Source organism: Rhizobium sp. Nf11,1, from assembly GCF_050587665.1.
In the GTDB taxonomy this organism is placed as follows: domain Bacteria; phylum Pseudomonadota; class Alphaproteobacteria; order Rhizobiales; family Rhizobiaceae; genus Rhizobium.
This window is the reverse complement of sequence record NZ_JBOBHU010000027.1, coordinates 64,306-87,197: the sequence shown is the minus strand read 5'-3', so window position 1 is coordinate 87,197 and position 22,892 is coordinate 64,306. Positions and strand designations below refer to the sequence as shown.

At 62.8% G+C, this 22,892-nt stretch carries 24 protein-coding genes; 8 read left to right on the top strand and 16 right to left on the bottom strand.

The genetic code is table 11. The features are described from left to right. Together ACQ7C1_RS28075 and ACQ7C1_RS28070 are read left to right on the top strand one after the other, a co-directional pair. On the top strand, positions 1 to 604 hold a 604-nt coding region (locus ACQ7C1_RS28075; protein WP_430960631.1), incomplete at its 5' end, for a 4-carboxy-4-hydroxy-2-oxoadipate aldolase/oxaloacetate decarboxylase. A 154-nt stretch (positions 605 to 758) separates the two neighbouring features. Further along, positions 759 to 1,943 carry a hypothetical protein gene (locus ACQ7C1_RS28070; protein ID WP_430960630.1) on the top strand — a complete coding sequence of 395 codons (1,185 nt, stop codon included), beginning with the start codon at positions 759 to 761 and terminating at the stop codon, positions 1,941 to 1,943. 24 nt (positions 1,944 to 1,967) lie between these two features. Here the strand turns inward: ACQ7C1_RS28070 and ACQ7C1_RS28065 are convergent, their stop codons facing one another. Genes ACQ7C1_RS28065 through ACQ7C1_RS28030 form a run of 8 tightly spaced genes read right to left on the bottom strand, consistent with a single transcriptional unit; the run spans position 1,968 to position 10,154 of the window. Then, positions 1,968 to 2,981 carry a succinylglutamate desuccinylase/aspartoacylase family protein gene (locus tag ACQ7C1_RS28065; protein WP_430960632.1) on the bottom strand — a complete coding sequence of 338 codons (1,014 nt, stop codon included), beginning with the start codon at positions 2,979 to 2,981 and terminating at the stop codon, positions 1,968 to 1,970. A gap of 31 nt (positions 2,982 to 3,012) precedes the next feature. Beyond that, positions 3,013 to 3,357, bottom strand: a complete 345-nt coding sequence (locus ACQ7C1_RS28060) for a RidA family protein (RefSeq protein ID WP_088394588.1) — start codon at positions 3,355 to 3,357, stop codon at positions 3,013 to 3,015. 37 nt (positions 3,358 to 3,394) lie between these two features. Further along, positions 3,395 to 4,705, bottom strand: coding sequence for an alanine racemase (locus ACQ7C1_RS28055; RefSeq protein WP_430960629.1), 1,311 nt, complete (start codon positions 4,703 to 4,705; stop codon positions 3,395 to 3,397). Continuing rightward, positions 4,698 to 5,654: an amidohydrolase family protein gene (locus tag ACQ7C1_RS28050; RefSeq protein WP_430960628.1), complete on the bottom strand. Its 957-nt coding sequence runs from the start codon at positions 5,652 to 5,654 to the stop codon at positions 4,698 to 4,700. Before ACQ7C1_RS28050 ends, ACQ7C1_RS28055 begins: the two co-directional genes overlap by 8 nt. Further along, on the bottom strand, positions 5,651 to 6,592 hold the full coding sequence (locus ACQ7C1_RS28045) for an ABC transporter permease (RefSeq protein ID WP_430960627.1): 942 nt from the start codon (positions 6,590 to 6,592) through the stop codon (positions 5,651 to 5,653). The genes ACQ7C1_RS28050 and ACQ7C1_RS28045 overlap by 4 nt, the downstream gene beginning before the upstream one ends. Continuing rightward, positions 6,589 to 7,551, bottom strand: coding sequence for an ABC transporter permease (locus ACQ7C1_RS28040; RefSeq protein ID WP_430960626.1), 963 nt, complete (start codon positions 7,549 to 7,551; stop codon positions 6,589 to 6,591). Before ACQ7C1_RS28040 ends, ACQ7C1_RS28045 begins: the two co-directional genes overlap by 4 nt. Beyond that, entirely contained in the window at positions 7,548 to 9,062 is a 1,515-nt protein-coding gene (locus tag ACQ7C1_RS28035) for a sugar ABC transporter ATP-binding protein (RefSeq protein ID WP_430960625.1), read from the bottom strand. Before ACQ7C1_RS28035 ends, ACQ7C1_RS28040 begins: the two co-directional genes overlap by 4 nt. A 21-nt stretch (positions 9,063 to 9,083) precedes the next feature. After that, entirely contained in the window at positions 9,084 to 10,154 is a 1,071-nt protein-coding gene (locus ACQ7C1_RS28030; RefSeq protein ID WP_430960624.1) for an ABC transporter substrate-binding protein, read from the bottom strand. Between the two features lie 221 nt (positions 10,155 to 10,375). Here ACQ7C1_RS28030 and ACQ7C1_RS28025 point away from each other — a divergent pair, with 221 nt between their 5' ends. From ACQ7C1_RS28025 to ACQ7C1_RS28005, 5 genes are all read left to right on the top strand, one after another. Further along, the gene (locus ACQ7C1_RS28025; RefSeq protein WP_285193979.1) at positions 10,376 to 11,161 is read left to right on the top strand and encodes an IclR family transcriptional regulator; all 786 of its coding nucleotides are present in this window, start codon (positions 10,376 to 10,378) and stop codon (positions 11,159 to 11,161) included. 287 nt (positions 11,162 to 11,448) lie between these two features. After that, positions 11,449 to 12,801 (top strand): LLM class flavin-dependent oxidoreductase, encoded by a 1,353-nt coding sequence (locus ACQ7C1_RS28020; protein ID WP_430960623.1) that lies wholly within the window; start codon positions 11,449 to 11,451, stop codon positions 12,799 to 12,801. A 10-nt stretch (positions 12,802 to 12,811) separates the two neighbouring features. Then, on the top strand, positions 12,812 to 13,663 hold the full coding sequence (locus tag ACQ7C1_RS28015) for an ABC transporter permease (RefSeq protein WP_430960622.1): 852 nt from the start codon (positions 12,812 to 12,814) through the stop codon (positions 13,661 to 13,663). Positions 13,664 to 13,702: 39 nt separating this feature from the next. Continuing rightward, positions 13,703 to 14,686 (top strand): ABC transporter substrate-binding protein, encoded by a 984-nt coding sequence (locus tag ACQ7C1_RS28010; protein WP_430960621.1) that lies wholly within the window; start codon positions 13,703 to 13,705, stop codon positions 14,684 to 14,686. A gap of 9 nt (positions 14,687 to 14,695) precedes the next feature. Further along, on the top strand, positions 14,696 to 15,466 hold the full coding sequence (locus ACQ7C1_RS28005) for an ABC transporter ATP-binding protein (RefSeq protein WP_430960620.1): 771 nt from the start codon (positions 14,696 to 14,698) through the stop codon (positions 15,464 to 15,466). A 39-nt stretch (positions 15,467 to 15,505) separates the two neighbouring features. On the opposite strand, the gene ACQ7C1_RS28000 is transcribed toward ACQ7C1_RS28005, so the two are convergent. The 3 genes from ACQ7C1_RS28000 to ACQ7C1_RS27990 form a co-directional block, all read right to left on the bottom strand. Further along, on the bottom strand, positions 15,506 to 15,928 hold the full coding sequence (locus tag ACQ7C1_RS28000; protein WP_430960619.1) for a type II toxin-antitoxin system VapC family toxin: 423 nt from the start codon (positions 15,926 to 15,928) through the stop codon (positions 15,506 to 15,508). Continuing rightward, positions 15,925 to 16,191 carry a type II toxin-antitoxin system Phd/YefM family antitoxin gene (locus ACQ7C1_RS27995; protein WP_430960618.1) on the bottom strand — a complete coding sequence of 89 codons (267 nt, stop codon included), beginning with the start codon at positions 16,189 to 16,191 and terminating at the stop codon, positions 15,925 to 15,927. The genes ACQ7C1_RS28000 and ACQ7C1_RS27995 overlap by 4 nt, the downstream gene beginning before the upstream one ends. A 136-nt stretch (positions 16,192 to 16,327) precedes the next feature. Then, on the bottom strand, positions 16,328 to 18,142 hold the full coding sequence (locus ACQ7C1_RS27990) for a chloride channel protein (RefSeq protein WP_430960617.1): 1,815 nt from the start codon (positions 18,140 to 18,142) through the stop codon (positions 16,328 to 16,330). Between the two features lie 198 nt (positions 18,143 to 18,340). On the opposite strand from ACQ7C1_RS27990, the gene ACQ7C1_RS27985 reads away from it, so the two are divergent. Beyond that, positions 18,341 to 18,775 (top strand): MarR family winged helix-turn-helix transcriptional regulator, encoded by a 435-nt coding sequence (locus tag ACQ7C1_RS27985; protein ID WP_430960616.1) that lies wholly within the window; start codon positions 18,341 to 18,343, stop codon positions 18,773 to 18,775. A 93-nt stretch (positions 18,776 to 18,868) separates the two neighbouring features. Here ACQ7C1_RS27985 and ACQ7C1_RS27980 read toward each other — a convergent pair whose 3' ends face one another. From ACQ7C1_RS27980 to ACQ7C1_RS27960, 5 genes are all read right to left on the bottom strand, one after another. Then, positions 18,869 to 19,777 (bottom strand): homocysteine S-methyltransferase family protein, encoded by a 909-nt coding sequence (locus tag ACQ7C1_RS27980; protein ID WP_430960615.1) that lies wholly within the window; start codon positions 19,775 to 19,777, stop codon positions 18,869 to 18,871. Between the two features lie 72 nt (positions 19,778 to 19,849). Further along, entirely contained in the window at positions 19,850 to 20,539 is a 690-nt protein-coding gene (locus ACQ7C1_RS27975) for an ABC transporter permease (protein WP_430960614.1), read from the bottom strand. 12 nt (positions 20,540 to 20,551) lie between these two features. After that, positions 20,552 to 21,277 carry an ABC transporter permease gene (locus ACQ7C1_RS27970; protein ID WP_430960613.1) on the bottom strand — a complete coding sequence of 242 codons (726 nt, stop codon included), beginning with the start codon at positions 21,275 to 21,277 and terminating at the stop codon, positions 20,552 to 20,554. Between the two features lie 12 nt (positions 21,278 to 21,289). Next, positions 21,290 to 22,063 (bottom strand): transporter substrate-binding domain-containing protein, encoded by a 774-nt coding sequence (locus ACQ7C1_RS27965; protein WP_430960612.1) that lies wholly within the window; start codon positions 22,061 to 22,063, stop codon positions 21,290 to 21,292. Positions 22,064 to 22,112: 49 nt separating this feature from the next. Beyond that, entirely contained in the window at positions 22,113 to 22,892 is a 780-nt protein-coding gene (locus ACQ7C1_RS27960; protein WP_430960611.1) for an ABC transporter ATP-binding protein, read from the bottom strand.

The window sequence follows — 22,892 nt, the reverse complement described above, 5'->3', positions numbered from 1 at the left end:
GGCGACCATCCACGAAGCCCAGGGGCGCCGCGGCGCACTCTCCTCCCGCCTCAAGCCCGTCGACTACCGCATGAAATTGTGCGGCCCGGCATTCACGGTGAAGTGCGCGCCGCGCGACAACATTATGCTGCAGCTCGCCATAAACTATGCAAAGCCGGGCGACATCATCGTCGTCTCGGCCGGTGAATACGAAGAGGCCGGTTCCTTCGGCGATGTCCTTGCCAATGCCTGCCTTGCAAAGGGCATCGGCGGTCTCGTCACCGACACGGGCGTGCGTGACACGCTGCAATTGCGGGAACTCGGTTTCCCGGTCTTCTCGCTCAGCGTCTGCATCAAGGGGACGGTCAAGGAAACCATCGCGGCGGTGAACGATCCGATCATCGTCGGCGGCGAAATCATCAATCCCGGCGACATCATCGTCGGCGATGCCGATGGGCTGGTGGTCGTGCGCAGGCAGGATGCCCAGGAAGCCGCTCGGCTGTCGCAAGCTCGCGAAGATGCCGAAGCCGGTTATATCGCCGACTACAAGGCGGGCAAATCGGTCATCGAGGTCAGCAAACTGGAAGCGGTGCTGAAGGCCAAGGGCCTTGTTGTCGACATCTGAGATGACATAGACGCCGTCTTGCAAGGGGGCTGCATGCCGTCGCCCGCCTTGACTGGATAAGCTTGGCTCGCCTGGGGGGATTTCTGCAGACGAACTCTGGACACTATTATGGACACATGTTCTATAAAGCGGACAGCGTTGACGGGAGCAGGCGATGCATCTTTCCATGTGGACATACCCCTGGGACGTTCAGGACCAGGGGCTCCGGCCGCTCGCCACCGAGCTTCGCCAACGTGCCGGTCTCACGGCAATCAGCCTGGCGACCTCCTATCATGCCGGCCGCTTCCTCCAGCCGCGCAGCCCGCAGCAGAAGGCCTACTTCCCCGAAGACGGGACGGTCTATTTCCGGCCGGATGAAAGCCTGTGGCAGGACAAGCTGATCCGGCCGCTGATGGCCCAGAATGTGACCGAGCGCGGCGACATGCTCGAAGCGCTCGTCAGGGAGCGGGAGACCACGGGTCTCAAGGTCTCCTGCTGGACGGTCTGCCTCCACAATAGCCGCCTCGGCATGCTGCATCCCGACCACGTGACGCGCAACGCCTTCGGCAATCCCAACTATTACAATCTTTGCCCCTCCAGCCCGGCCGCGCGCGACTATGCCGTCACCCTTGTCCGCGACATCACGGTGAATTACCGGCCCGACATGGTCGAGCTCGAAAGCCCGAACTTCATGGGCTTCGCGCATGAATACCACCACGAGAAAGACGGCGTCGGCCTGAATGCCGAAGATGATTTCCTGCTGTCGCTCTGCTTCTGCGATCATTGCATCGCGCGCGCCGCAAAGGCCGGCGTGCCAGTCGGAGGCGCGCGCAGAACTGTGGCGCGCTTCATTGCCGAACTCTGCGAACGAGCTGTGCCGGAGCGGCAGTTCCCGGATTTCCCGGCGGCTGGCATCGATGCCTTCTGGGATCATCCCGATCTCCATGCCTATCTTGCGTGGCGCAGCGAGCCGGTGACCAGCCTGATAGGCGAGATCAAGGGTGCGGCCGATCCGGCGACTCGTATCGTGCTCATTGACCTGAAGGACGGCTGGCTCGGCGGCGTCGATCTCGCAGCCGTCGGCAAGCTCTGCGACGGGGCGATTCTTTGCTGTTACGACATGACGCCGGAGGCCGTCGGTGATGTCATCCGAGCCGGCCGGGCGGCAATGGGGCCGGGAAAGTTCCTCGGAGTCGGGCTGCGCGTCTTCTATCCCGAGGTCGGCGGACCTATGGTGCTCGCCGCACGCGCCAAGGCCGCCCTCGATGCCGGCGCCGATGGGGTGAATTTCTACAACTACGGCCTCGTTCCGGCAAAGCGTCTCGATTGGGTCAAGGCCGCGGTGGACGCAATCAGTTAAGCGCGAGCGCGCGCGGGGATTGGCTCAGGATGCGGTGAATTCGGCGACCTGGATCAGGCAGTCACCGGCCTGGCTGTCGCAGTGCAGCCTGTGCGAGATGACAATGCCGCTTTCGACAAAGCGCAGCTCTTCCTCTGGCTGGTCCAGGCGCTCCAGATCATGATACCATCCCGCCAGATCGCCGGCGGCAACGGTGGCGCCGAGCGCGACAGCCGGCTCGAACCAGCCTCTGCGGCTCGCATAGATGCCTTGGCTGTGCCGGGATAGCGAAAGCAGTTGCAGCGGCCCGGGCTGAAGGAGCGGTCCTCGCGACAGGACCGGGCGCTCAACGATGCCGAGTGTCAAAAGCAGCCGATCGATTGCCGCCGCCGTGAAGGTCATCGTCTCGGGCGTCACGGTTCCGCCCCCGCCAAATTCGCCGGAAAGCCCGATTGTCCCCGCCCGTGCGGCAGCACCCATCGATGTCGGTGCCGCCCGCCCGTTATCGGCGATGAAGGCATAGGATGCGCCGAGCGCCCGCATCAGCGACACGGACCGCTCGAAGCGGGCGGCATCGGCCTGCCGCTCGATCAGCGCGCACGGCAGGTGCGCCATCGACGTGCCGCCTGAATGCAGGTCGAGCACGACGTCGTGGCGCGGAAAGAGTTCACGTTCGAGGAAATGCGCCATCCGCGCTGTCGGCGATCCCTGAGGATCGCCGGGAAAGGCGCGGTTGAGGTTGCCTCCGTCGAAGGGCGAACAGCGCTTGGCCGCCATCACCGCCGGCAGGTTCGCCATCGGCAGGATGGTGACGGCGCCGCTTATTTCCGTAACGTCCAACAGCCGCATCAGCCGGCCGAGTTGCAGTTCACCCTCGTATTCGTCACCGTGATTGCCCGCCATCAGCAACAGAGACGGGCCCTCGCCATTCCTGAGATGGAGGACCGGGATGCGGATCTGATAATAGGGCGAACGGTCTACCGAATAAGGAATGGCGAGGTGGCCGGCCTGCCGGCCCTCGCGCGAGAAGTCGATCGGATTGACAATGCCGCTGTGCATCATGTCTCCAGTCCGGGCGGTTACTTCGCCCTCAGAGCGCGGCGATCGCGGTCATTTCGACACGCAAATCGGGATCGGCGAGGCGTGCTTCGGTGCAGGCGCGCGCCGGCGGGTTTTCGATGTCGATCCAGCCGTCATAGACGCCGTTCATCGCCTCGAAATCGACGATTGCCGGCAGGAAAACATTGACGGCGATCAGACGCGAGCGGTCCGTACCGGCTTCCTTCAAAAGAGCGTCTATCTTGCCGAGCACATCGCGAGTCTGCTCTTCGATCCCAGCCTTGCGATTTTCCGCGACCTGGCCGGCAATATAGACGAGACCGCCATAGCTGACGGCTTGGCTCATTCGCGAACCTTTCTGATAACGCTGGATCATGGGCAGGTTTTCCTTTTCTTGCTTTTGAAGGGAAGGTTCAGCCGAAGCTTGTGAGATAGGCCGCCGTCACCGAGTGATCGGGGTCGAGGCCATAGAGAATGGCGTGCCGGTCAAGGCAGGTGCAGGGATGCGAGATGCCGAACTCGATGACGTCGCCGACACAGACGTCATTCGCCTCGGCAAGGGCGACGAAGGCATGCTGATCGTTGAGGCGGCAAACCTCGGCGCCCTTGAGATCGCCGAGATATGCCCCATCGCGATAGAGCGCCAGCGGCCGCGGCAGCCCTTGGTCCATGGCCACGTCGCGCATGCCCATGCCTGAGATTGCAAGCCGCGGCTCCGGCCGCGAGAGGACTTCGGCCCAAACCCTGAGCGCCGGACGAAACCCTGCCGCCGCCGAAAGCGTCTCGCCAGCCATACGGAAGCCGCCGCGCGCATCGAGACCGGCAAGGCCGCGCTCATAGACGCCGTGATCGTGGAAGAAGATGGCGCCGCTTCGCAGGATCAGCCGGCAGGCCGGATCGGCGGCAACCGCGGCTGAAAGCCCGGCAATCACGAGATCGAAAAACACCGAGCCGCCTGATGTCACAAGAAGCGGTCGGTCAGGGCCTGTGCGGGTGCGCACCTTCGACAGAAAATCTGCCGTCATTGCCATCAGAGCCTCGATGCGAACAATTGTCTCTGCCGCATCGGCGGTCGCGGCAGCACCTTCATAGGCGGCAATGCCGCTCAACCGGAAGGTCGACGTCTCGGCGGCAAGAATTGCCTCGAGAACTGCCTCAGCGGCAGCGGCGCTGCGGATGCCGGCCCGGCCCGCGCCGAGCTCCACCAGCAGGCCCAGAGGCGGCAGGTCCGTACGCTCTCGCCACGCCGACCGGAGCGCTTCGACGAGTGCTACCGAATCCACGAAGATGTGGAGTTCGGCATCAGGATACCGGCCGAGCAAAGCCGCAAGCCGTCGGGCGGCTGCCGCCCCGCCGATCTCGTTGGCGAGGATCAGGCGGCGTTGTCCAGCCTTGAGCAGCACGGCGGCCTGGCGGATATCGGCGACCGTGGCGCCCCAGGCACCAGCCGTCACAAGCGCGTCCGCGAGCGCCGTCGACATCGGCGTCTTGGCATGCGGAGCGATTTCGGCATCGTGGCTTTTTACATAAACGATCATCAGGTCGACATTGGCAGAGAAGGCCTGCCGGTCGAGCGAGATCAGCGGCAGAGCCATCCTGCCGTCATAAGGCTTCCAGCCCTGTTTGCCGATTTCCGAGAGCGGAAGCGGTGGATGACCCGGCGGAAAGCCCCGCACCCGCTCATCGATCAGCACGTTTTCCCACACAGCATGAAGGTCAGACATGGCAGCCCCTCCCGGCTTCGGCCGGGTCGGCGATCCCGAGACGGTAGGTATCGTTGGCGGTGGCGAAGAACAGGGCGCGCTGGTCGTCCGGAGAAAGCCGCGAGGCGACCGTACGGAAAACCTCATAGACCTCGTCGAAAGAGGCGTGCAGACCTGCGACCGGAAAATCGCTCGCAAACATCGAACGTTCAGGCCCGAAACAATCGAGGCAATGCTCGATCACCGGCCGCAGGCTTTCAAGCGTCCAGTTATTGTCGTAGGCGACGAGATCGGAAATCTTCAGGCGCATGTTGGGTTCTTTACCGAGTGCCCGCAGGCCGCGGCGCCAGAGCGTCATGCCATCCTGCGTCCGGTCGACGGGGCTTCCGCCGTGGTTGAGGACGAAAAGCGTCTCCGGAAAGGCCTGTACGAGCTCAAGCGCTTCATCCATCTGCCAGGGATAAAGCATCAGGTCGAAGACCAGCCCCAGCCGCGTGGCATGCGCAAGCCCCGCCCGCCAGACAGGATCGCTCATGCGATCCGGACTCGACGCAAAACTCTTCGCTGCATCGGCATGCCAGCTGAGAATATCGCGGATGCCGACGACATTGGGATTTTCCGCTTCCGCCTCGATCAGGCGCAGGGCGTCCGGCCGGTCGAGGGCAATGCCGGCGACATAACGGTGCGCCACGCCGGAGCCGCGGTCGAGGCCATCCAGCCAACGGCTCTCCTCCAGCGGGTAGGCAACGGACCAGCCGGCCTCGACATGGACGGTCGCAACCACGTTCTGGCGCGCGGCGTCGGCGCGATAATCGTCGATGCCATAGTCGCGCAGGATCGATGCCAAGCTCCCGAACACCATCCCTTCATCTGATACCCGCGCCTTCTGAAGCCAGGGATGACGCTGCAGGCCGAGATCCCAGAGATGGTGGTGCGGGTCGATCACCGGCCCGTCGTAACCTCCCGTCATCGGCGCGCCTCCCGGCCGGAAACGAGCAGAAGGGCGAGGATCAGAGTGCCGAACATGATCGACCGCCAGCCGGGCGAGGCGTTGACGACGGTGATCAGCGCCGTCGCCGTCACAAGCAGGATCGCTCCCGGAATGGTCCCGGCATAGGTGCCGCGCCCGCCGAGGATCGAGGTGCCGCCGAGCACGACGGCGGCGATCGAGGTCAGCAGATAGGGATCGCCGATGCCGACATAGCCTTGCCGGTTCATGCCGAGAACGAGAATGCCGGCAAGACCTGCGAAAAAACCCGACAGGGTATGGGCGATCAGGGTGTTGCGCGTGACGCTGACGCCGGAAAGCCGGGCGGCCAGCGGGTTCGCTCCAAGGGCAAGGAAACGGGCGCCGATCGGCATGCGGTGGACGAGCAGGAGGACGAGAACCGCGACGGCGAGCCACAGAATGATGCCCGAGGGAATGCCGAGCGGCCGCGACTGCCCAAGCATGATGACTGCGGGATTGCTGACGGTGACGGCGCTGCCGCCGGCGACGATGACGAGCAGGCCCTGCAGGAAGGTCGCCATGGCAAGCGTCATGATGATCGGCGGCACGCGGAGATAGGTGGCACCTGCGCCATTCACCAGGCCGATTCCGGTGGCGATGGTAAGGGCTGCCGCGATGCCGGCAAGGCCGGTCGGATCCCATGCCGGCGAAATCAGCGGCAGCAGGATCGCCGTGACCGTGATGACCGCGCCGACGGAAAGGTCGATGCCGCCCATCAGAATAACCAGCGTCTGCCCGGCGGCGGCGATGCCGATCACGGCGGCGAGCTCGAGAAGGTAGCGCAAATGGCCGTAGGCGCCGAAGCCGCGCAGCGTAAAGCTTGCGACGATCCAGACGAGCGCCACCAGAAGAAAGGTCAGGAGCGGCGGGTTGCGGAATGCTGATCTGATGATGTTCATCGTCTTGCCCTCCAGGCGCCAAGAAGTTCCGGAACGGCAACCGCGCCGACGATGATCAACCCTTGAGCGACATATTGTGCGACCGGCGGGAAGCCGAGGAAGAACATGACGTTGATCATGACCGAGAGCAGCAGGCTGCCGCTGATCGCACCGCGCATTGTGCCCTTACCGCCGAGGAAGCCGACTCCGCCGAGCACGGCGGCGGCGATCGAGTTCAGCGTGAAGGGTGTGCCGATCACGGGGTCTCCGGAGCCGGTCTGGGCGGCGACGAAGAGGCCGGTCAGCGCTGCCAGAAGACCGGAGAGCGCAAAAGCCGTGACCTTCACGCGTTCGACCGGCACGCCGGAACGGAATGCGCCGACCGGGTTGTCGCCGGCCGCGTAGATGCCGAGGCCGAGCGGCGTTGCGAGTAACAGCTTCCACAGCGCCAGGATCGCCAAGAGCATGAGAAAGGCGACGGGCGTATGGCCGGCCAGCACCGTCGACAGCCAGTCGGGGATTGCGCCACCGGGTCGCGGCAGCAGGATGAGTGCGACGCCGCTGATGATGAAGGAGCCGGCGAGCGTGACGATGATCGCAGGAAGCCTCAGATGGGTGACGATCGCGCCGGTGGCGGCGCCGACCGCAAGGCCGGCGGCGGCGACCGCGAGAATGCCGCCTGGCACGCCGAGCGCCCCTTCCATCGTCGTCGCGGCGATGACCGCGCCGAGGCTGACGAGCGGACCGATCGCCAGCGTGATGCCGCCGTTCAGCATGAGCAGCGCCTGCGCCATGGTGACGAGTGCGAGCGGGAACCAGTTCTGCGTGAACTTCGAGAAGCCGCCGATCGAAAGGATGCCCGGAAAGAGCATCGCATAAAGGATCAGAAAGGCCGCGACGACAAGATAGAGGCCGGCGAGGCCGCGATTGCGGCGCATCTGAATCGAGGGATAGAGCCGGGATGAGGAACTGGTGTTCATGCCGCCTCTCCCTGTGCCGTGGTCGTGACGCCCATGGCCGCACCGACGATCGCTCCTTCGCTGATCTCATCCTGCGACAGCATCGCCGCGACGCGTCCTTCGCGGAGAACGACGACACGATCGCAGAGATGCACGAGTTCGGGCGTATCGGAACTGGCGAGGATGACGAGCCGCCCTTCGGCGGCGAAGGCGCGAAGCATGAGATAGATCTCCCGCTTGGTCTCGATGTCGACGCCGCGAGTGGGATCGTTGAGCAGCAGAACAGATGGATCGAGCGGCAGCCATTTGGCAAGCGCCACCTTCTGCTGGTTGCCGCCGGAAAGCGCTTGCACCGGGCGGCCCGTATCACCCTTGATCGTCAGCCGGCGCGCGAGATCGGCGACGAGGCCGGTTTCCGCCTGGCGGTCGCGAAGGCCCTTGGCGGCAAGCCGTCCGAGCGAGGGCAGGATGAGATTGGATGCGATGGAATGCGGCAGCACCAGCCCCTCATGCTTGCGGTCGGCCGGGACATAGACGATACCAGCCGCATTCGCCTCGCCGACATCGGCGGGCAGGCCCGATTTGCCGGAGACTTCCGCTCGGGCGGCGGCGGCCGGAATGGCGCCGTAGAGGCCAAGCAGCAGATCTTCCTGCCCTTGACCCACAAGCCCGCCGATGCCGACGATCTCGCCGGCGCGGGCGGAGAAGGCGATGTCGCGCACCATGCCAGCGGAAAAGCCTTCGACGCTGATGCGCATGACACCGGGCGTGGTGGCCCCGCGCGGCGGGAACAGGTCGCCGGGCTCGCGGCCGACCATGAGACGCACCAGCCCTTCGCCGTCGATGCCGGAAAGCGACTGATCTGCAGTGACGCCACCATCTTTCAGCACCGTAACATGCGAGCAGAGCGCCTGCACCTCGTTGAGGCGGTGGGAAATATAGAGGAGTGCCATGCCGCGCCCCTTGAGCGTCTCGATCAATCGGGCGAGGACGCCGGCTTCATGGGCCGAGAGCGACGAGGTAGGCTCGTCTAGAATGAGCACGCGCGGCTTGCGAAACAGCGCCTTGGCGATCTCTACCATCTGGCGGCGGCCGAGCGCGAGATCGGCGACCGGCATGTCGAACGGCTCGCTGAGCCCCACCATATCGCACACCTCCTGCACGCCGCGGTGAAGGGCTCGGTAATCGATGAGGCCGAACCGGCGCGGAAAGGCGCCGAGTCCGATATTTTCGGCAATCGAGAGGCTGGCCGTCAGGCTCAGCTCCTGCTGAACCACGGCGATACCGGCTTTGCGGGCCGCCGCCGGGCTGTAACGGCCGACCGGTTGGCCGTCTATCAGGATTGACCCGCCGTCCGGCTGGAGCGCGCCGGACAGGAGGTTGATCAGCGTGGACTTGCCGGCGCCGTTTTCGCCGAGCAGGGCGTGAACCCTGCCCGGCAGAAGGGCGATGTCGACGCCCTTCAAGACGGGGTTGCCGAAAAACCCCTTGAACACCTGCCGGGCTTCCAGCAGGGGGCTTTCTTCCGTCATGACGACGTTCCCCAACGCGGATTACTTGCTCAGCAGCTTGTCGAAGAGTGCCTTGTCATAGTCCGAGTAGATATAGCCGTCAGCCGGGAACTTGTCGGCGCGCGAGAGATAGCTGCCGATCGAGCTGTCGTCGATGACAGGCAGCGGCACTTTGACGAAGGCAGGGACATCCTTGCCCTGCAGCGCCTGGACCGCGGTATAGACGGAGAGCGCCCCGAGCCAATTGGGCTGCATCGTCGCCCAGCCCTTCAATCCCTTCTCTTTCCAGAGCTCGAGGAACTGGCGGGCATTTTCGCCTGTTGTCGGCACCTGGTCGCGGCCCTGACGCTCGAAGGCGAGGACGGAACCGGCCGACAAGGCGCCGCCGAGCGACAGTACGCCGTCAATTTCCGGATTGGCGAAAAGCAGGCTTGTCATCGCTTCCTGTGCCGGCGCGACATTATACTCCGTGTTGGTTTCGGTAATCACCTGGATGCCGGGATTGGCATCGAGAACCGGCTGGGCGCCCTTGCGGCGGTCGTCGCTCACCGAAATGCCGGCCGGGCCGTTCATGACGATGATCTTGCCCTTGCCGCCGAGTTGGCTGACCATCCACTTGGCCGCCGTCGCGCCCCATTCGTTGGAATCGGTGTTGATCTTCGCCGTCACCTTGTCGGTATTGACCAGACTGTCGAAATTCACCACCGCGATACCCTTGTCGCAGGCATCCGAGATGACGCGGTCGAGCGCCGTGGAGGAACCGGCGATCACGACGATGGCGTCGACATTGGCATCAATCATAGACTGGATATGCTGGATCTGCGTCTGGGCGTTGCCCTGCGCATCCGTGATCATCAGATCCTTCACCAGCCCGGCCTTCTTCAACTCCTCCACTTCGGCGGTGATCGTGCCTTCGGTCTGTTTCATCCAGGTCGGCACCGAATAGATGTTCGCCCAGCCGATCGTGTAGGGCGCCTTCCTGTCTCCCTTGATACAATTGGCGGCAGCCGAGGCCGAGCCGGTGGAAAGAACGAGAAGGGTGGCAGCGGCGGCGGCTCCGGCGAGAAGGCGGCGGCGGCGCGAGGCGGAAATGCTGTTCTCAGAATTTTTCATGTCGATCCCCTTTTGTGTGGCAGCGTTAACGCTTGCTATCTGTTTTTGTCCAATATAATGTACACATGATCTAAATACCGGACGCGTCGATCTTATGCCGATTTTTTTGCCTCGCAAGGGGGATGAAAAAAATTTTCGTCGGCTGGCAACAACAGGATCGGTTGACAGATGCGGCGGAGGGTTTGAAAAGCTTGGCCGAACAGAAATTGGGATCGACAGCAATGGACGCAATTCAGGACGAAGCGATCGGCAAGCGGGCCCGTGGGCTCGACCGGGCTTTCGAAATCCTCGATTTCCTGCGCCAGAAGCGGCAGGCCTTGAAGCCGAATGAAATCGCCGCACAGATCGGCGCGCCGCGCTCATCGGTCTACGAGCTCGTCAACCTTCTGCTGAGCAACGGCATACTGGAATTCACGGGCGGCGAGGGGCGGGTCTATCTCGGCCGTAAGCTCTATTTCCTCGGCGCCGCCTATGAAAACCATTTCGATTTCACCCGCGAATGCGAGGCCGCGCTGGAACAGCTCGCCGACGAAACGCGGGAGACGGCGCAGTTCTGCATGCTGGATGGAAACAAATATACGGTCGTGCGCATGCGCGAAGGCGCGCGGCCGTTCCGCATTTCGACGGATATCGGCCAGTCGGTGCCGATCCCGTGGACGGCCTCCGGGCGCTTGCTGGTCGCGCATCTGTCGGATCAGGAAATCCTGAACTTCATTCCGTCGCAAGATTTCCGTCTGCCGAACGGCGAATGGCTCGATCCGCAAAGCTTCATCGTCGAGGTCCGCCAGGCCGAGCGAGAAGGTCTCTTCACGTTCAACAGCATCGTCGACAGCTTTACCCATTGTTTCGCCGTGCCGGTGCGGGGCGAGGAGGGTCATGCGGCCGCAACGCTCTGCCTGGTCACGCCGCGCGACGACGGCATTGCAAACCGCGACCGCTACCTCGATTGCCTGAAGAAGGCCGCCACTGGCCTGGAGCATGCCCCGGCTCGGCCGAAACGGGGCTGATACCCCGTACACGACGCGCATTGATCGCCGGCGACACTTCCTGCGGGAACTCGCGCCGAGCCACGTGCTTCCTTAAATCTTAGCACGCGTGCCCGCGTGCACATCGAAGAGCCGCTGCAGGACGAGCTATGTCTCGTTGTGCTCTTCGATGTTGATTTCCAGTTTGAGCCCAATCCCGCAAATCTATTCACTCTTCCCCCGAAACTACGAAATGATGTTTCTCTATTAAATTTATAGAGTACGTAATTAATATTCCGACGGCAAACGACGAACGGAGAGGATGCGAAATGACACGGAAAATCAGGCTTGGGGCATTTCTTCCCGGCGGTGGACAGCATGTTGCATCGTGGCGGCATCCCGACCAGCCGGTCGATGGGGCGACCAGTTTCGAGTTTCACAAGCAGCTCGCCCTGACGGCGGAACGAGGCCTCTTCGATGCCTACTTCCTGGCCGATGGATTGGCCGTTGGCTTCGGCGGAGCGCGTGAAGGCGGTAACGCCCGCGTCGCCGGCTTCGAGCCCGTCACCTTGTTCTCCGCCCTTGCGCCTCTCACCACCCATCTCGGCTTTATAGCGACCTCCTCGACCACCTACGAGGAGCCCTATACAACCGCCCGCAAGTTCGCTTCGCTGGATCTGATTTCGGGAGGCCGTGCCGGCTGGAACGTGGTGACCACGACGGGCGACCTGACGGCGCAGAACTTCAACCGCGAAACACAGCTTCCGCATGCCGAACGATATCGCCGCGCCGCCGAGCATGTCGACGTCGTCCGCAAACTCTGGGAGAGCTTCGAGGATGACGCGTTCATCCGCGACAAGGAGACCGGCGTCTTCTTCGATCCGGCGAAACTGCACGACACCGATCACCGTGGCGAGCATTTCAGCGTACGCGGCCCGCTTAACGTTTCGCGCTCGCCGCAGGGCCATCCCGTTATCGTGCAGGCCGGCCAATCGGAAGACGGCCGGGGACTCGCCGCCGCCACGGCTGAAGTCATCTTCACCGCCCACCAGAATATCGAAACCGCCCAGGAGTTCTATCGGGATATCAAGGCGCGCGCTCGCGGACTCGGCCGCAATCCCGATCATATCCTGGTCATGCCCGGCGTATCCGCCTTCGTCGGCCGGACCGAGGCCGAGGCGCGCGAGAAATACGACCGGCTGACCTCGCTCATTGTGGAAGAAGACGGGATCGGCCTGCTCAACGGCCTGACCGGCGGCACGCTGGACCTGCACGGCTATGATCTCGACGGGCCGCTGCCGCCTGCACCGCCGACGGAAGGCATGAAGAGCCGCCAGGCCCTCATCCGCCAGATCGCAGACGAAAACAACTTCACCATCCGCCAACTCTATCAGTGGATCGCATCGGCCCGCGGCCACTACACCATCGTCGGCACGGCAGAGCAGATCGCCGATACGCTGCAGACATGGTTCGAGAACGAAGCGGCCGACGGCTTCAACATTTTGCCGCCTTGGCTGCCGACGGCGCTCGACGACTTTGTCGATCTCGTCATCCCGGAACTCCAGCGCCGCGGCCTGTTCCGCACTGCCTATGAAGGCAAGACGCTCCGGGAAAATCTCGGCTTGCCTTTCCCGACAAACCGCTGGGCTGCCGGACGCACTGTCCTTGAGGCAGCGGAGTGAGGAGAAACCCATGGCCTACGAAATCAACCAGGCTCTTCCGAGAAGCTTCGGCCGACTGAAAAGCAGCAAAAGTAATAGTTCCGCTCTGGCTTCCCATATACGCGGAGTGCTCGCGGCATTTCTGCCGCGCTACGGTCTGCTCATCAGCTTCCTCGTGCTCTGGCAGGTGTCGAGCACCAGGGGCTGGATCAATCCCGCCGTCTTCCCACCTTTGAATGTGATCCTATCGGCGCTGTGGACCAATCTTTCCAATGGCGCCTTGCTCGATGACATCGCCATCAGCCTGCAGCGATCCGGAACGGCCTTCGCCTTTGCCGTCCTTGTCGGTATTCCGCTGGGCCTGTTCATGGGACAGTTTCGCTTGGTCGAACAGGCGCTCGACCCGATCCTGCAGCTCTTCCGGCAGACCTCGGCGCTGGCGCTGTATCCGGTTTTCATCCTGCTGCTCGGCCTCGGCGAAACGTCCAAGATCTTCGTGATCTTCTGGGCGACACTGTTTCCCGTGCTGCTCTCCACCATCGGCGGCGTGAAGGAAGTGGACACGAAGCTCATTGAGATGGCGCGCACCTATGGCGCCGGACCGCTGACGGTCTTCCGCCGTGTCATCCTGCCGGCATCGGTGCCTGCGATTTTCGTCGGCCTGCGTCTTTCGGCGACGACTGCGCTTCTGCTGCTGATCGCTGCCGAGATGATCGGCGCCAATAAGGGCATCGGCTTTCAGGTGATGAACGCCCAGTACAATTTCCAGATCCCGCTGATGTTTGCGGCGATCCTGCTGCTCGCCTTTCTGGGGCTTGCCGCGAATGCCCTGCTCGTTCTCCTGCAGCGCCGTCTCTGCCGCTGGTCTCAGCCGAGCACGTAACCCGCTTCCCCCGATTTTCCTCTTCCGAAAGGACATTCCATGACATTCCATCCCCGCAATCTTCTCCTGCCGGCCGTGATCGCTCTCGGTCTTGCCACGCCGGCCGCAGCCGCCGACACTGTGAAGCTGCGCTACCTCGCCAGCCAGGGCGGTCTTGCCGCCCATGAACTTGCCGAAGAGCTCGGCTATTTCAAAGACACCGGCATCACGTTTGAGAATGTCGGCTATGCCCAGGGCGGCCCTGCGTCTCTCATCGCTCTCGCATCCGGCGACGTCGAGATCGGCAGCGCCGCCACCTCCGCCGTCCTCAATTCGATCATCGGCGGCAATGATTTCGTCGCCGCCTATCCGTCGAACGGCATCAATGACGAGGTGCAATCGACCTTCTACGTGTTGGAAGACAGCCCGATCAAAAGCATCAAGGACATTGCCGGCAAGAGTATCGCGGTCAACACGCTGGGCGCGCATCTCGACTATACCATCCGCGAGGCCCTGCATTCCGTCGGCTTGCCGAGCGACTCCGCCAATCAGGTCGTCGTTCCCGGGCCGCAGCTCGAGCAGGTGCTGCGCTCCAAGCAGGTCGACATTGCCGCCTTCGGCTATTGGCAGACGACCTTCGAAGGCGCTGCGCTCAAGAACGGCGGCCTGCGCCCGGTTTTCGACGATACCGACGTGCTAGGAGACATTGCGGGCGGCTTCGTGGTCCTGCGCCGTGATTTCACCAAGCAACATCCGGAAGCCTCGAAGATTTTCGTCGAGCAGTCGGCCCGCGCTCTCGACTATGCCCGCGAGCATCCCGAGGAAACCAAGAAGATCCTGGCCAAGGCGCTCGCCGAACGTGGCGAGAATCCCGATATTGCGCAGTATTTCCGCGGCTACGGCGTGCGTGCCGGGGGTCTGCCGGTCGAGCGCGACATCCAGTTCTGGATCAATGTCCTGGTGCGCGAAGGCAAGCTGAAGCAAGGCCAACTGGCGGCAAAGGACATTCTCTTCTCAGCCGACGCCAAGCCGGCAAGCAACTGAGGAACCGCCATGAGCATCGCCGAGCACATTCGCCGCGGGGAGGTGACGATCCGTCGCCTCTCAAAATCCTATAGGCTGAACGGCAGCCACCTACAGGTTCTGAAGGACATCAACCTCCATATCCGCTCCGGCGAAAGCCTCGCCATAGTCGGCGCCAGCGGTTCGGGCAAGACGACACTGCTCAGGGTTCTCGCCGGGCTTGAGGATTGCGATACCGGAGAGGTGCTGGTCGACGGCAAGGCAATACGAGGCGTCGGCGCGGAACGCGCAGTGATTTTCCAGGAGCCGCGCCTTCTTCCCTGGCTTACGGTGCTCGACAACGTTGCTTTCGGCCTGGAAACGAGAGGCCTGTCGCGTGAGCAGGCGAGGAACCGGGCGCGCCGCTATGTCAAGCTCGTCGGCCTGCAGCAATTCGAAGCGGCCTATCCCCGGCAGCTCTCCGGCGGCATGGCGCAGCGCGTCGGCATCGCCCGGGCGCTTGCCGTCCAGCCCGAAATTCTGCTGCTCGACGAACCGCTCGGGGCGCTCGACGCCATGACCAAGATCGGCATGCAGCAGGAGCTCGCACGGATCTGGCGCGACGAGGATGTAACGACCATTCTCGTCACACACGACCTCGAAGAGGCGATCTATCTCGCGGACCGAATCCTGATCCTGCCGCGGGAGAAGGGAGCCGAGCCGCGCCTGATCGAAATCGATTTGCCGCGTCCGCGCGACCGCAGCGCGCCGGAATTCGTTCGCCATCGCGAGGAGCTGCTGAACCTGTTCGGATTGCACTGAACGCTGCGGCCTCTATCGGTTCTGCAGGCCGAAGACATTTCACCCGGCCCAGGGATCGATCAGCTCGATCCCGAAGCCGTCGAAATCCGTAATATTGCGCGTCGCGAGGCTGAGATGATGAGCAATCGCTGTCGCCGCGACCAGGCCGTCCATTGACGACAGGCCGCGGCCTTTCCGTCTTGCATCGCCCATAAGATCTCCGCAGGCTAAGGCAACCGGTTCATCCACTGGAATGATGCGATGCTCGAAACGTTGCGTCAGGTCGTGGGCAAGCCATTCGGCCAGGGCGTCGCGTTTGCGCCCCTTGTCCATCAGGGCAACACCGCGCCGGATCTCTGCTACCGATACGATGCTGATGAAGGAGCGATCCTCATCGAGCTTATCCAGCCATTTCAGGACGCGCGCATCCGGGTTCGGCTTAGTCACCTCGGACAGGATATTGGTATCCAGCAAAAGCTTCACAGCGCCGGGTCACGCGGTTCATCGCGTTGACGCTCAAGGTCCAGATCGGCGCCGCGTAGGGGCGATTGCATCAGAAATTCGGCAAGCGTTCCCTTGCGGGCGGTCTTCCGCTGCCATTCCTCGGCAGAGACGACCACGACACTCGGCTTGCCGTTTCGCGTAATCGTCTGCGGCGTGGATTGCGCGCGTTCGATGACCTCGGAAAGCTTCGCCTTCGCACTGGCAACGGTCCAGCTTTCATCGACGTGCGGTGACGGCTGCATCGCGCATTCTCCTGATCAGAATGACTATAATGACTATATACGCCGAGACTGGGTGAGCGGCAAGCAGCCGTCACTGGTTAGCTCACGTGGGCCGAAGATGCTCGGCCGCGTATTGCCCGGAAAAGACCGCAGACGGTTATGAAGGCTTGCTCCTTGCTCCGGCCGTCAGATAGGGCCGCCGGTCCAGTTCCGCCGACCGATAGGAACTGCGCAGCCGCAGCAGATCCTTGCGGGCGATCAGGCCGCACAGCTTGCCCGATGCTGCATCGACGATCGGAATGCGGCCGCTGTCCGTCGACAGCATCAGGTCGGCGATGAAGGCGACCGTATCGTCCGGATGCCCGACAGGCACGGAGTCATCGGTTACATTCTCCGCAAGCGTCTGGGCAGCGAGGTTCGGCTTCCCCTGCCAGAGAAGGGCATCGGCCCGCGAGACGATGCCGGCCAGCCTGCCCGCAGCATCGACCACCGGATAGATTCGGTGCGTTTTCTCTTGAGAGACGAACAAGTCGCATACCTGACCGACCGTCATGCTGACAGGAAGCGTGTCGACATCGCTGATCATGATCTCCCTGGCTCGGGACAACTCGAACGGATCGACGCCATATTCGCGGGTAATGTGCTGGCCGCGGCGCGCGATCTTCTCGGTGAGGATGGAGCGGCGCAGCAGCAGCACCGTGACGGCATAAGCCACCACCGTTGCCGCGAGCAGGGGAACGAGGGTGCCGACGTCGCCGGTGATCTCCATCGCGAAGAAGGTCCCCGTCAGCGGCGCGCGCATGGTTCCGCCCATCATCGCGGCCATTCCGAGCAGCGCCCAGAAGCCGGGATCGTTGCCGGGCATGACGATCCCGACGAGCCATCCGAGCGCGCCGCCGAAGATGAGAAGGGGAGCGAGTACGCCGCCCGAAGTCCCCGACGAAAGGGCAAACAGCCAGATGATCGTCTTCACCAGCAGGATCGACAGCACAGCCGGTGCGAGCAGCCGATTGTTGAGCAGCCCGTCGATGATATCGTAGCCGACGCCCATCGCCCGCGGTTCGATCAGGCCACCGAGACCGATGACGAGACCGCCAAGCGCAGGCCACCACATCCAGTGGATCGGCAATGCTTCGAACAGGTCCTCGATCTTGTAGAGCAGCGTCGTCAGCAAGCCGGATTGCAGACCTGTAATGATGCCCATTGCCGCACAGGCGAAAATCCCCCACCAAGGCAAGGTCACCTGGAAATGGGTCGGGAACAGCGAACCGCCGCCGAACAGCAGCGGGCGCCAGCAGATCGATACGCAGGCGGCGACGGCGACGGGAATAAAGCTGCGCGGCTTCCATTCGAACAACAGCAGTTCGACCGCCAGCATGACCGCGGCGATCGGCGAACCAAAGATCGCCGTCATGCCTGCCGCCGCACCCGCAACGAGAAGCGTCTTTCGCTCGGCCGCGCTCATGTGAAAGAATTGGGCAAAAAGCGAGCCGATCGCGCCACCGGTCACGATGATCGGTCCCTCGGCGCCGAACGGACCGCCCGTTCCGATCGAGATCGCCGAAGACAGCGGCTTCAGGACAGCGACCTTCGGCGACATCCGGCTGCCGCCGATCAGGATGGCCTCGATCGCTTCCGGGATGCCGTGGCCGCGGATCTTCTCGGAGCCGAAGCGAGCCATCAGCCCGATGACGAGGCCGCCGAGCGGCGGCACCATTACCACCCACAATGAACGCGTCACGCCGGCCAGCGAGGCGGACTCGATGCCGATCTTGCCGAACCAGATGACATTCGCCACCAGCGCGATAAGGCTGACGAGGCACCATGCTGCAAAGGCGCTGGCGGAGCCGATGATGATAGCCATGCCGATCAGGACGAGGACCCGCCTGTCGGTGGTGAAATCTCCGGCCTCGCGCCGTGAAAGACCGCCCGTAAAGTCGTGCGGCCGGTTGCTGGTTTGATGCTGCGCCATGGAAGCCTCTGCTACGCGGAAATAAGTATGCTTGAGAGGCCTGGATATATCGTACTACGATATAAATCAACGGATGAAAGCGTGAAGACGAACATGTCTTTTGAACATGCTTCCCTTGACCGGCTGACGCCTGCCCATCTATTCGAGACCGGAAATAACTCCCGCACGGATCGCCACTTGCGGCAGAGGAGAACGAGTTTGAAGAAAGCCGCGCCGCCGCTGAGACGGGAGGATTACGAGGCTCTTGCCGATCTCAGATTCGCACTTCGCCAATTCATGGACTTCAGCGCCTCTGCCGCACAGTCGGAAGGCCTGCCTGCCCAGCAGCATCAGGCGTTGCTGGCGATCAAGGGACAACGCGGCGAAGCGATGACCATCGGCATGTTGGCCGAGCGGCTGATCATCGCGCCTCACACGGCGACCGAGCTTGTCGGGCGGCTGTCGGATGCGGGGCTGGTCGAACGCCATCCCGACCCTGCCGACCGGCGCCGCCAGACGCTTGCCTTGACCGACAAGGCGGACGAGCTTCTGACGAGGCTGAGCGCCGTGCATCTCTCAGAAATCAGGGTGATGGCCCCGAAGCTGATCGAACTTCTTCTCGAGCTTCAGAAGTCGGCGTCGAAGGCGGAATAGTCGACTCGCTCCACGATCACAGGAATATACCTGAGACACCGAACCGCGAGTGGAGGCGGCACCGCAACCATTACCCGCGGCCAAGATATCACCTCAGCAGGAAAGCGTCCTGCTGAGGCGATGGATATGGGCTGCGCCGATGCCGCAGCAGCCGCCGATGATCGTGGCACCCGCTTCGGCCCAGGAGCAGGCAAAGCGCGAATAGGCGTCGTCATTCAGGTCGTCACGGGTATCGTGCAGGCCTTCATTGGCGGCTGCCTCGCCTGTTTCCCCTTCGAAGGCATTGGCGTAGACACCGATTTCGATCTGAGCATTCCTCTCCCTGAACACCCGTGCCGCCGTCTCGACCGCGCCCTGCATAACCTCGGGCTTGCTGCAATTGAACAGGAAAGCCGCCGCACCCGATGACACCGCCCAGGACGCCGCCTCCTCGACGCTTTCGCCGGAGCGGAGTTTCGGCGCGCCGCCCCTGATCGCCGCCTCGTCATCCGCCAATGTGAAGGAAATCCACAAGGGCTTGCCCGATGCCGCCACCGCTTTGCGGACGGCCTCGCCCTCGGCAATCAGGCTCAAAGTCTCACCGAGCCATAGGTCGACGAAGGGAGCGAGGTTTTCGACCAGCACCTCGAGATAGTCCTGCACCCGGGAAGGCTGGAAATTCTCAGGCTCGTAGGAGCCGAAGATCGGCGGCAGCGATCCGGCGACGTGCACCTTCCGGCCGGTCACGGCATTGGCGGCCTCGCGCGCCAGACGACCTGCAAGTCGCATCAGCGCCGGCCCCTCCTCTTGGAAGCGGTCTTCGCCGATATGGAAGGGCACGAGCGCATAGCTGTTCGTCGTGATGATTTCAGAGCCGGCGGCGATGAATTCCTGGTGCACCTTCCGCACGACCTCAGGCGAATTCATCAGCGCCAGCGCCGACCATTCCGGCTGCTTCAGTTCGGCGCCCAGCCGCAGAAGCTCGCGGCTCATGCCGCCGTCGAGAATTCGCGTTGTGCTCATGAGGTAGTCTCCATTCAGGCTGTCGCGCCATTACCGGCGCCGGGCTTTTCAAAACATATGGCGAGCTTCCGCCTAGCGGCGAACCGGCACCTGCGCTTCGAGACTTCGAAAGATGCGGGCGATCACGGCAGTCAGGGCGAGATAGAAGAGAGTGACGACGATGAGCGGTTCGTAGACGAGCAGCGTGTCCTGACGAACCTTGTTGGCGACGGCATAGAGGTCCATCACCGTCACCGTGAAAGCGAGCGGCGTCGCCTTCAACTGCATGACGATCTCTCCGGCAATGGTCGGGAGGGCAATGCGAATGGCGCGCGGCAGCCAGATGCGGCGGGTGAGCTTCCAGGGCGACAGGCCAAAGGCGCGGCCGGCCTCGAGCTCGCCCTTGGGAACGGCAAGCAGCGCGCCGCGCAGCACTTCAGCCTCATAGGCCGCATAATTCAGCGTGAAGCTGACGGAAGCGAAGAAAAACCCCTCGCGCAGGATCGGCCAGAACAGGCTCTGGCGGATGCCGGGGATCATGGGCAGCAGCGAGCCGACCCCGTAATAGAGGAGCCAAAGCTGGATCAGCAGCGGCGTACCGCGGAAGAAGGTGCAGTAGCCGCGGGCGGCGAGTCGCGTCAGCCTGCCGCCGGTGACCTGCGCGAAAGCGAGCCCGATGGCGATGACGAAGCCGAAGACCACGGAAATGACCAGCAGCGCTACGGTCTGCCAGGCGCCGGTCAGAAGAAGCGGCCAATAGGAGGAGATCCAGGTGAAACTCATGGCGCGCTTTCTTCAGGCCAGACGCGGCTGTCCCCGCCGCACCCGCCCTTCGATCAGTTTGAAGACGACGTTGGAAGCGAGTGTGATGGCGAGATAGAGAAGAGCCGAGGCAAGAAAAAAGACGAAGTAGTGTTTGGTGCTTGCCCCGGCGAGGCGGGTGGCGAGCGCCAGTTCCTGATAGCCGACGACCGCGACCAGCGCGCTGTCCTTGGTGACCGACATCCATAGATTGGCAAGGCCGGGCAGCGCATTCGGCAACAGTGCCGGCAAGAGGACGCGACGGAAGCGCAGCACCGGCCCCATGCCGAAAGCCTTGGCGGCCTCGATTTGGCCGACGGGAATGGCAAGGATCGCGCCGCGCAGCACCTCGGTCATATAGGCGCCCTGCACGAAGCCGAGAACTGCGACGGCGGCAACGAAACCGTTCACGTCGACCGGCGGCAGGTTGAATGCCGCCAGCAGCCGGTTGAGGCCATCGGTGCCGGCATAATAGAGCCCGACGATCAGGATCAGCTCGGGAACGGCGCGAATGACTGTCGTATAGAGATCGAGCACAAGGCGGAGCACAGGATTGCCTGAAAGCTTTCCAAGCGCACCGCCCGTGCCAAGCAGCAGGCCGACAGCGAAGGCGCAGGCGGAGATGGCGACCGTAGAGAGCGCACCTGCCAGAAGAACGCCGCCCCATCCCGGAGGATAGGGGGAGAGCAGGTCCAGAATCCCTTGTTGCGCGGTCGCCATTTCTAGGAGAGCTTACTTCGCGCCGTAGATATCGAAATCGAAGTATTTCTTGGTGATTGCGTCGTATTGGCCGTTGGCGCGAACAGCAGCGATCGCCTTGTTCAACTTGGCTTTCAGCTCTGTATCTTCCTTGCGCAGGCCGCCCGAAACACCAGCGCCCAGGATCTCCTTGTCGTCGGCGACATCGCCCATATTGGCGCAGCAATCCTTGCCCGCATCGCTTTTGAGGAAAGCGTCGAGCGCGAGGGAATCACCGAAGACATAGTCGATGCGGCCGGAAGCGAGATCCTGGAAAGCTTCGTCGAGCGTCTGGTAGGTCTTTTCCTCGGCAACGGCAGCAAAATACTTCTTGTAATATTCCGACTGGATCGTCGACACTTGAATACCGATGGTCTTGCCCTTCACATCCTCTGCCGTGGCACCCGGCTTCTGGTCCTTGGGGCCGATCAGGGTGCTCGGGGTGTTGTAATATTTGTCGGTGAAGTCGATCACCTTCGAACGTTCCGCGGTGTTCGACATCGACGACCAGATCACGTCGAACTTCTTGCTCTCAAGAGCCGGAATGAGGCCGTCCCAGGAGATCTCGACGATCGAGCACTTCTCTTTCATCTCTTCGCAGACGGCATTCATCAGGTCGATTTCCCATCCGTGCCATTCGCCCGAGGCATCCTTGGCGAAGAAGGGCGGATAAGATTCGTTCATGATGCCGAAGCGGACTTCGGCCTGTGCCGCGACGGCGGAAAGCGCAAATGCGACGCCGGCGAAAAGCGTGGGGAGCAGTTTCATTCGCAGGATTCTCCTGGTTCGTGTTGTCGGTGATGGCTCGATGCAGTGATCAGTGGGCGCTAAGGCGGGTGAATTCTCGGCAGCGGGCGCTGACGGGCGCCCCGAAGACCTGCTCCGGCGGACCTTCCTCCTCGATCCGCCCTTGGTGCAGGAAGAGGACGCGGCTCGAGACGTCGCGAGCGAAGCGCATTTCATGCGTGACGATCAGCATGGTCCGGCCCTCTTCCGCCAGATCACGAATGACTTTCAGCACCTCGCCAACCAGCTCGGGATCGAGCGCCGATGTCGGCTCATCGAACAGCATGACGGCGGGATCGACGCAGAGTGCCCTTGCGATCGCCGCGCGCTGCTGCTGGCCGCCGGAGAGAAAGGCGGGATAGGCGTCGCGCTTGTCGAAGAGCCCGACCTTGTGCAGCAGGGCTTCCGCCTTTTCGATCGCTTCGCGCCTGGAAACGCCCATGACATGCACCGGCGCCTCGATGACGTTTTCCAGCACGGTCCGATGAGCCCAGAGATTGAAGCTCTGAAAGACCATGCCGAGCCCGGTTCGCAGCCGCTCGATCTGCCGCCAGCTCTGCGGCTGCAGCCGTCCGCCGCGGCCGCTCTTCAGAGCGACTTCCTCGCCGTTCACGGCGATGCGGCCACGATCCGGCGTTTCCAGAAAATTGATGCATCTAAGGAAGGTGCTCTTGCCAGAACCGGACGAGCCGATAATGGAGATGACGTCAGACTTATGGGCCTCAGCCGAAATACCCTTGAGAACCTGTTGCGAGCCGAAGCTTTTATGAAGATCTTCGACGCGAAGAGCAGGAATGGGCTGATCCGACAT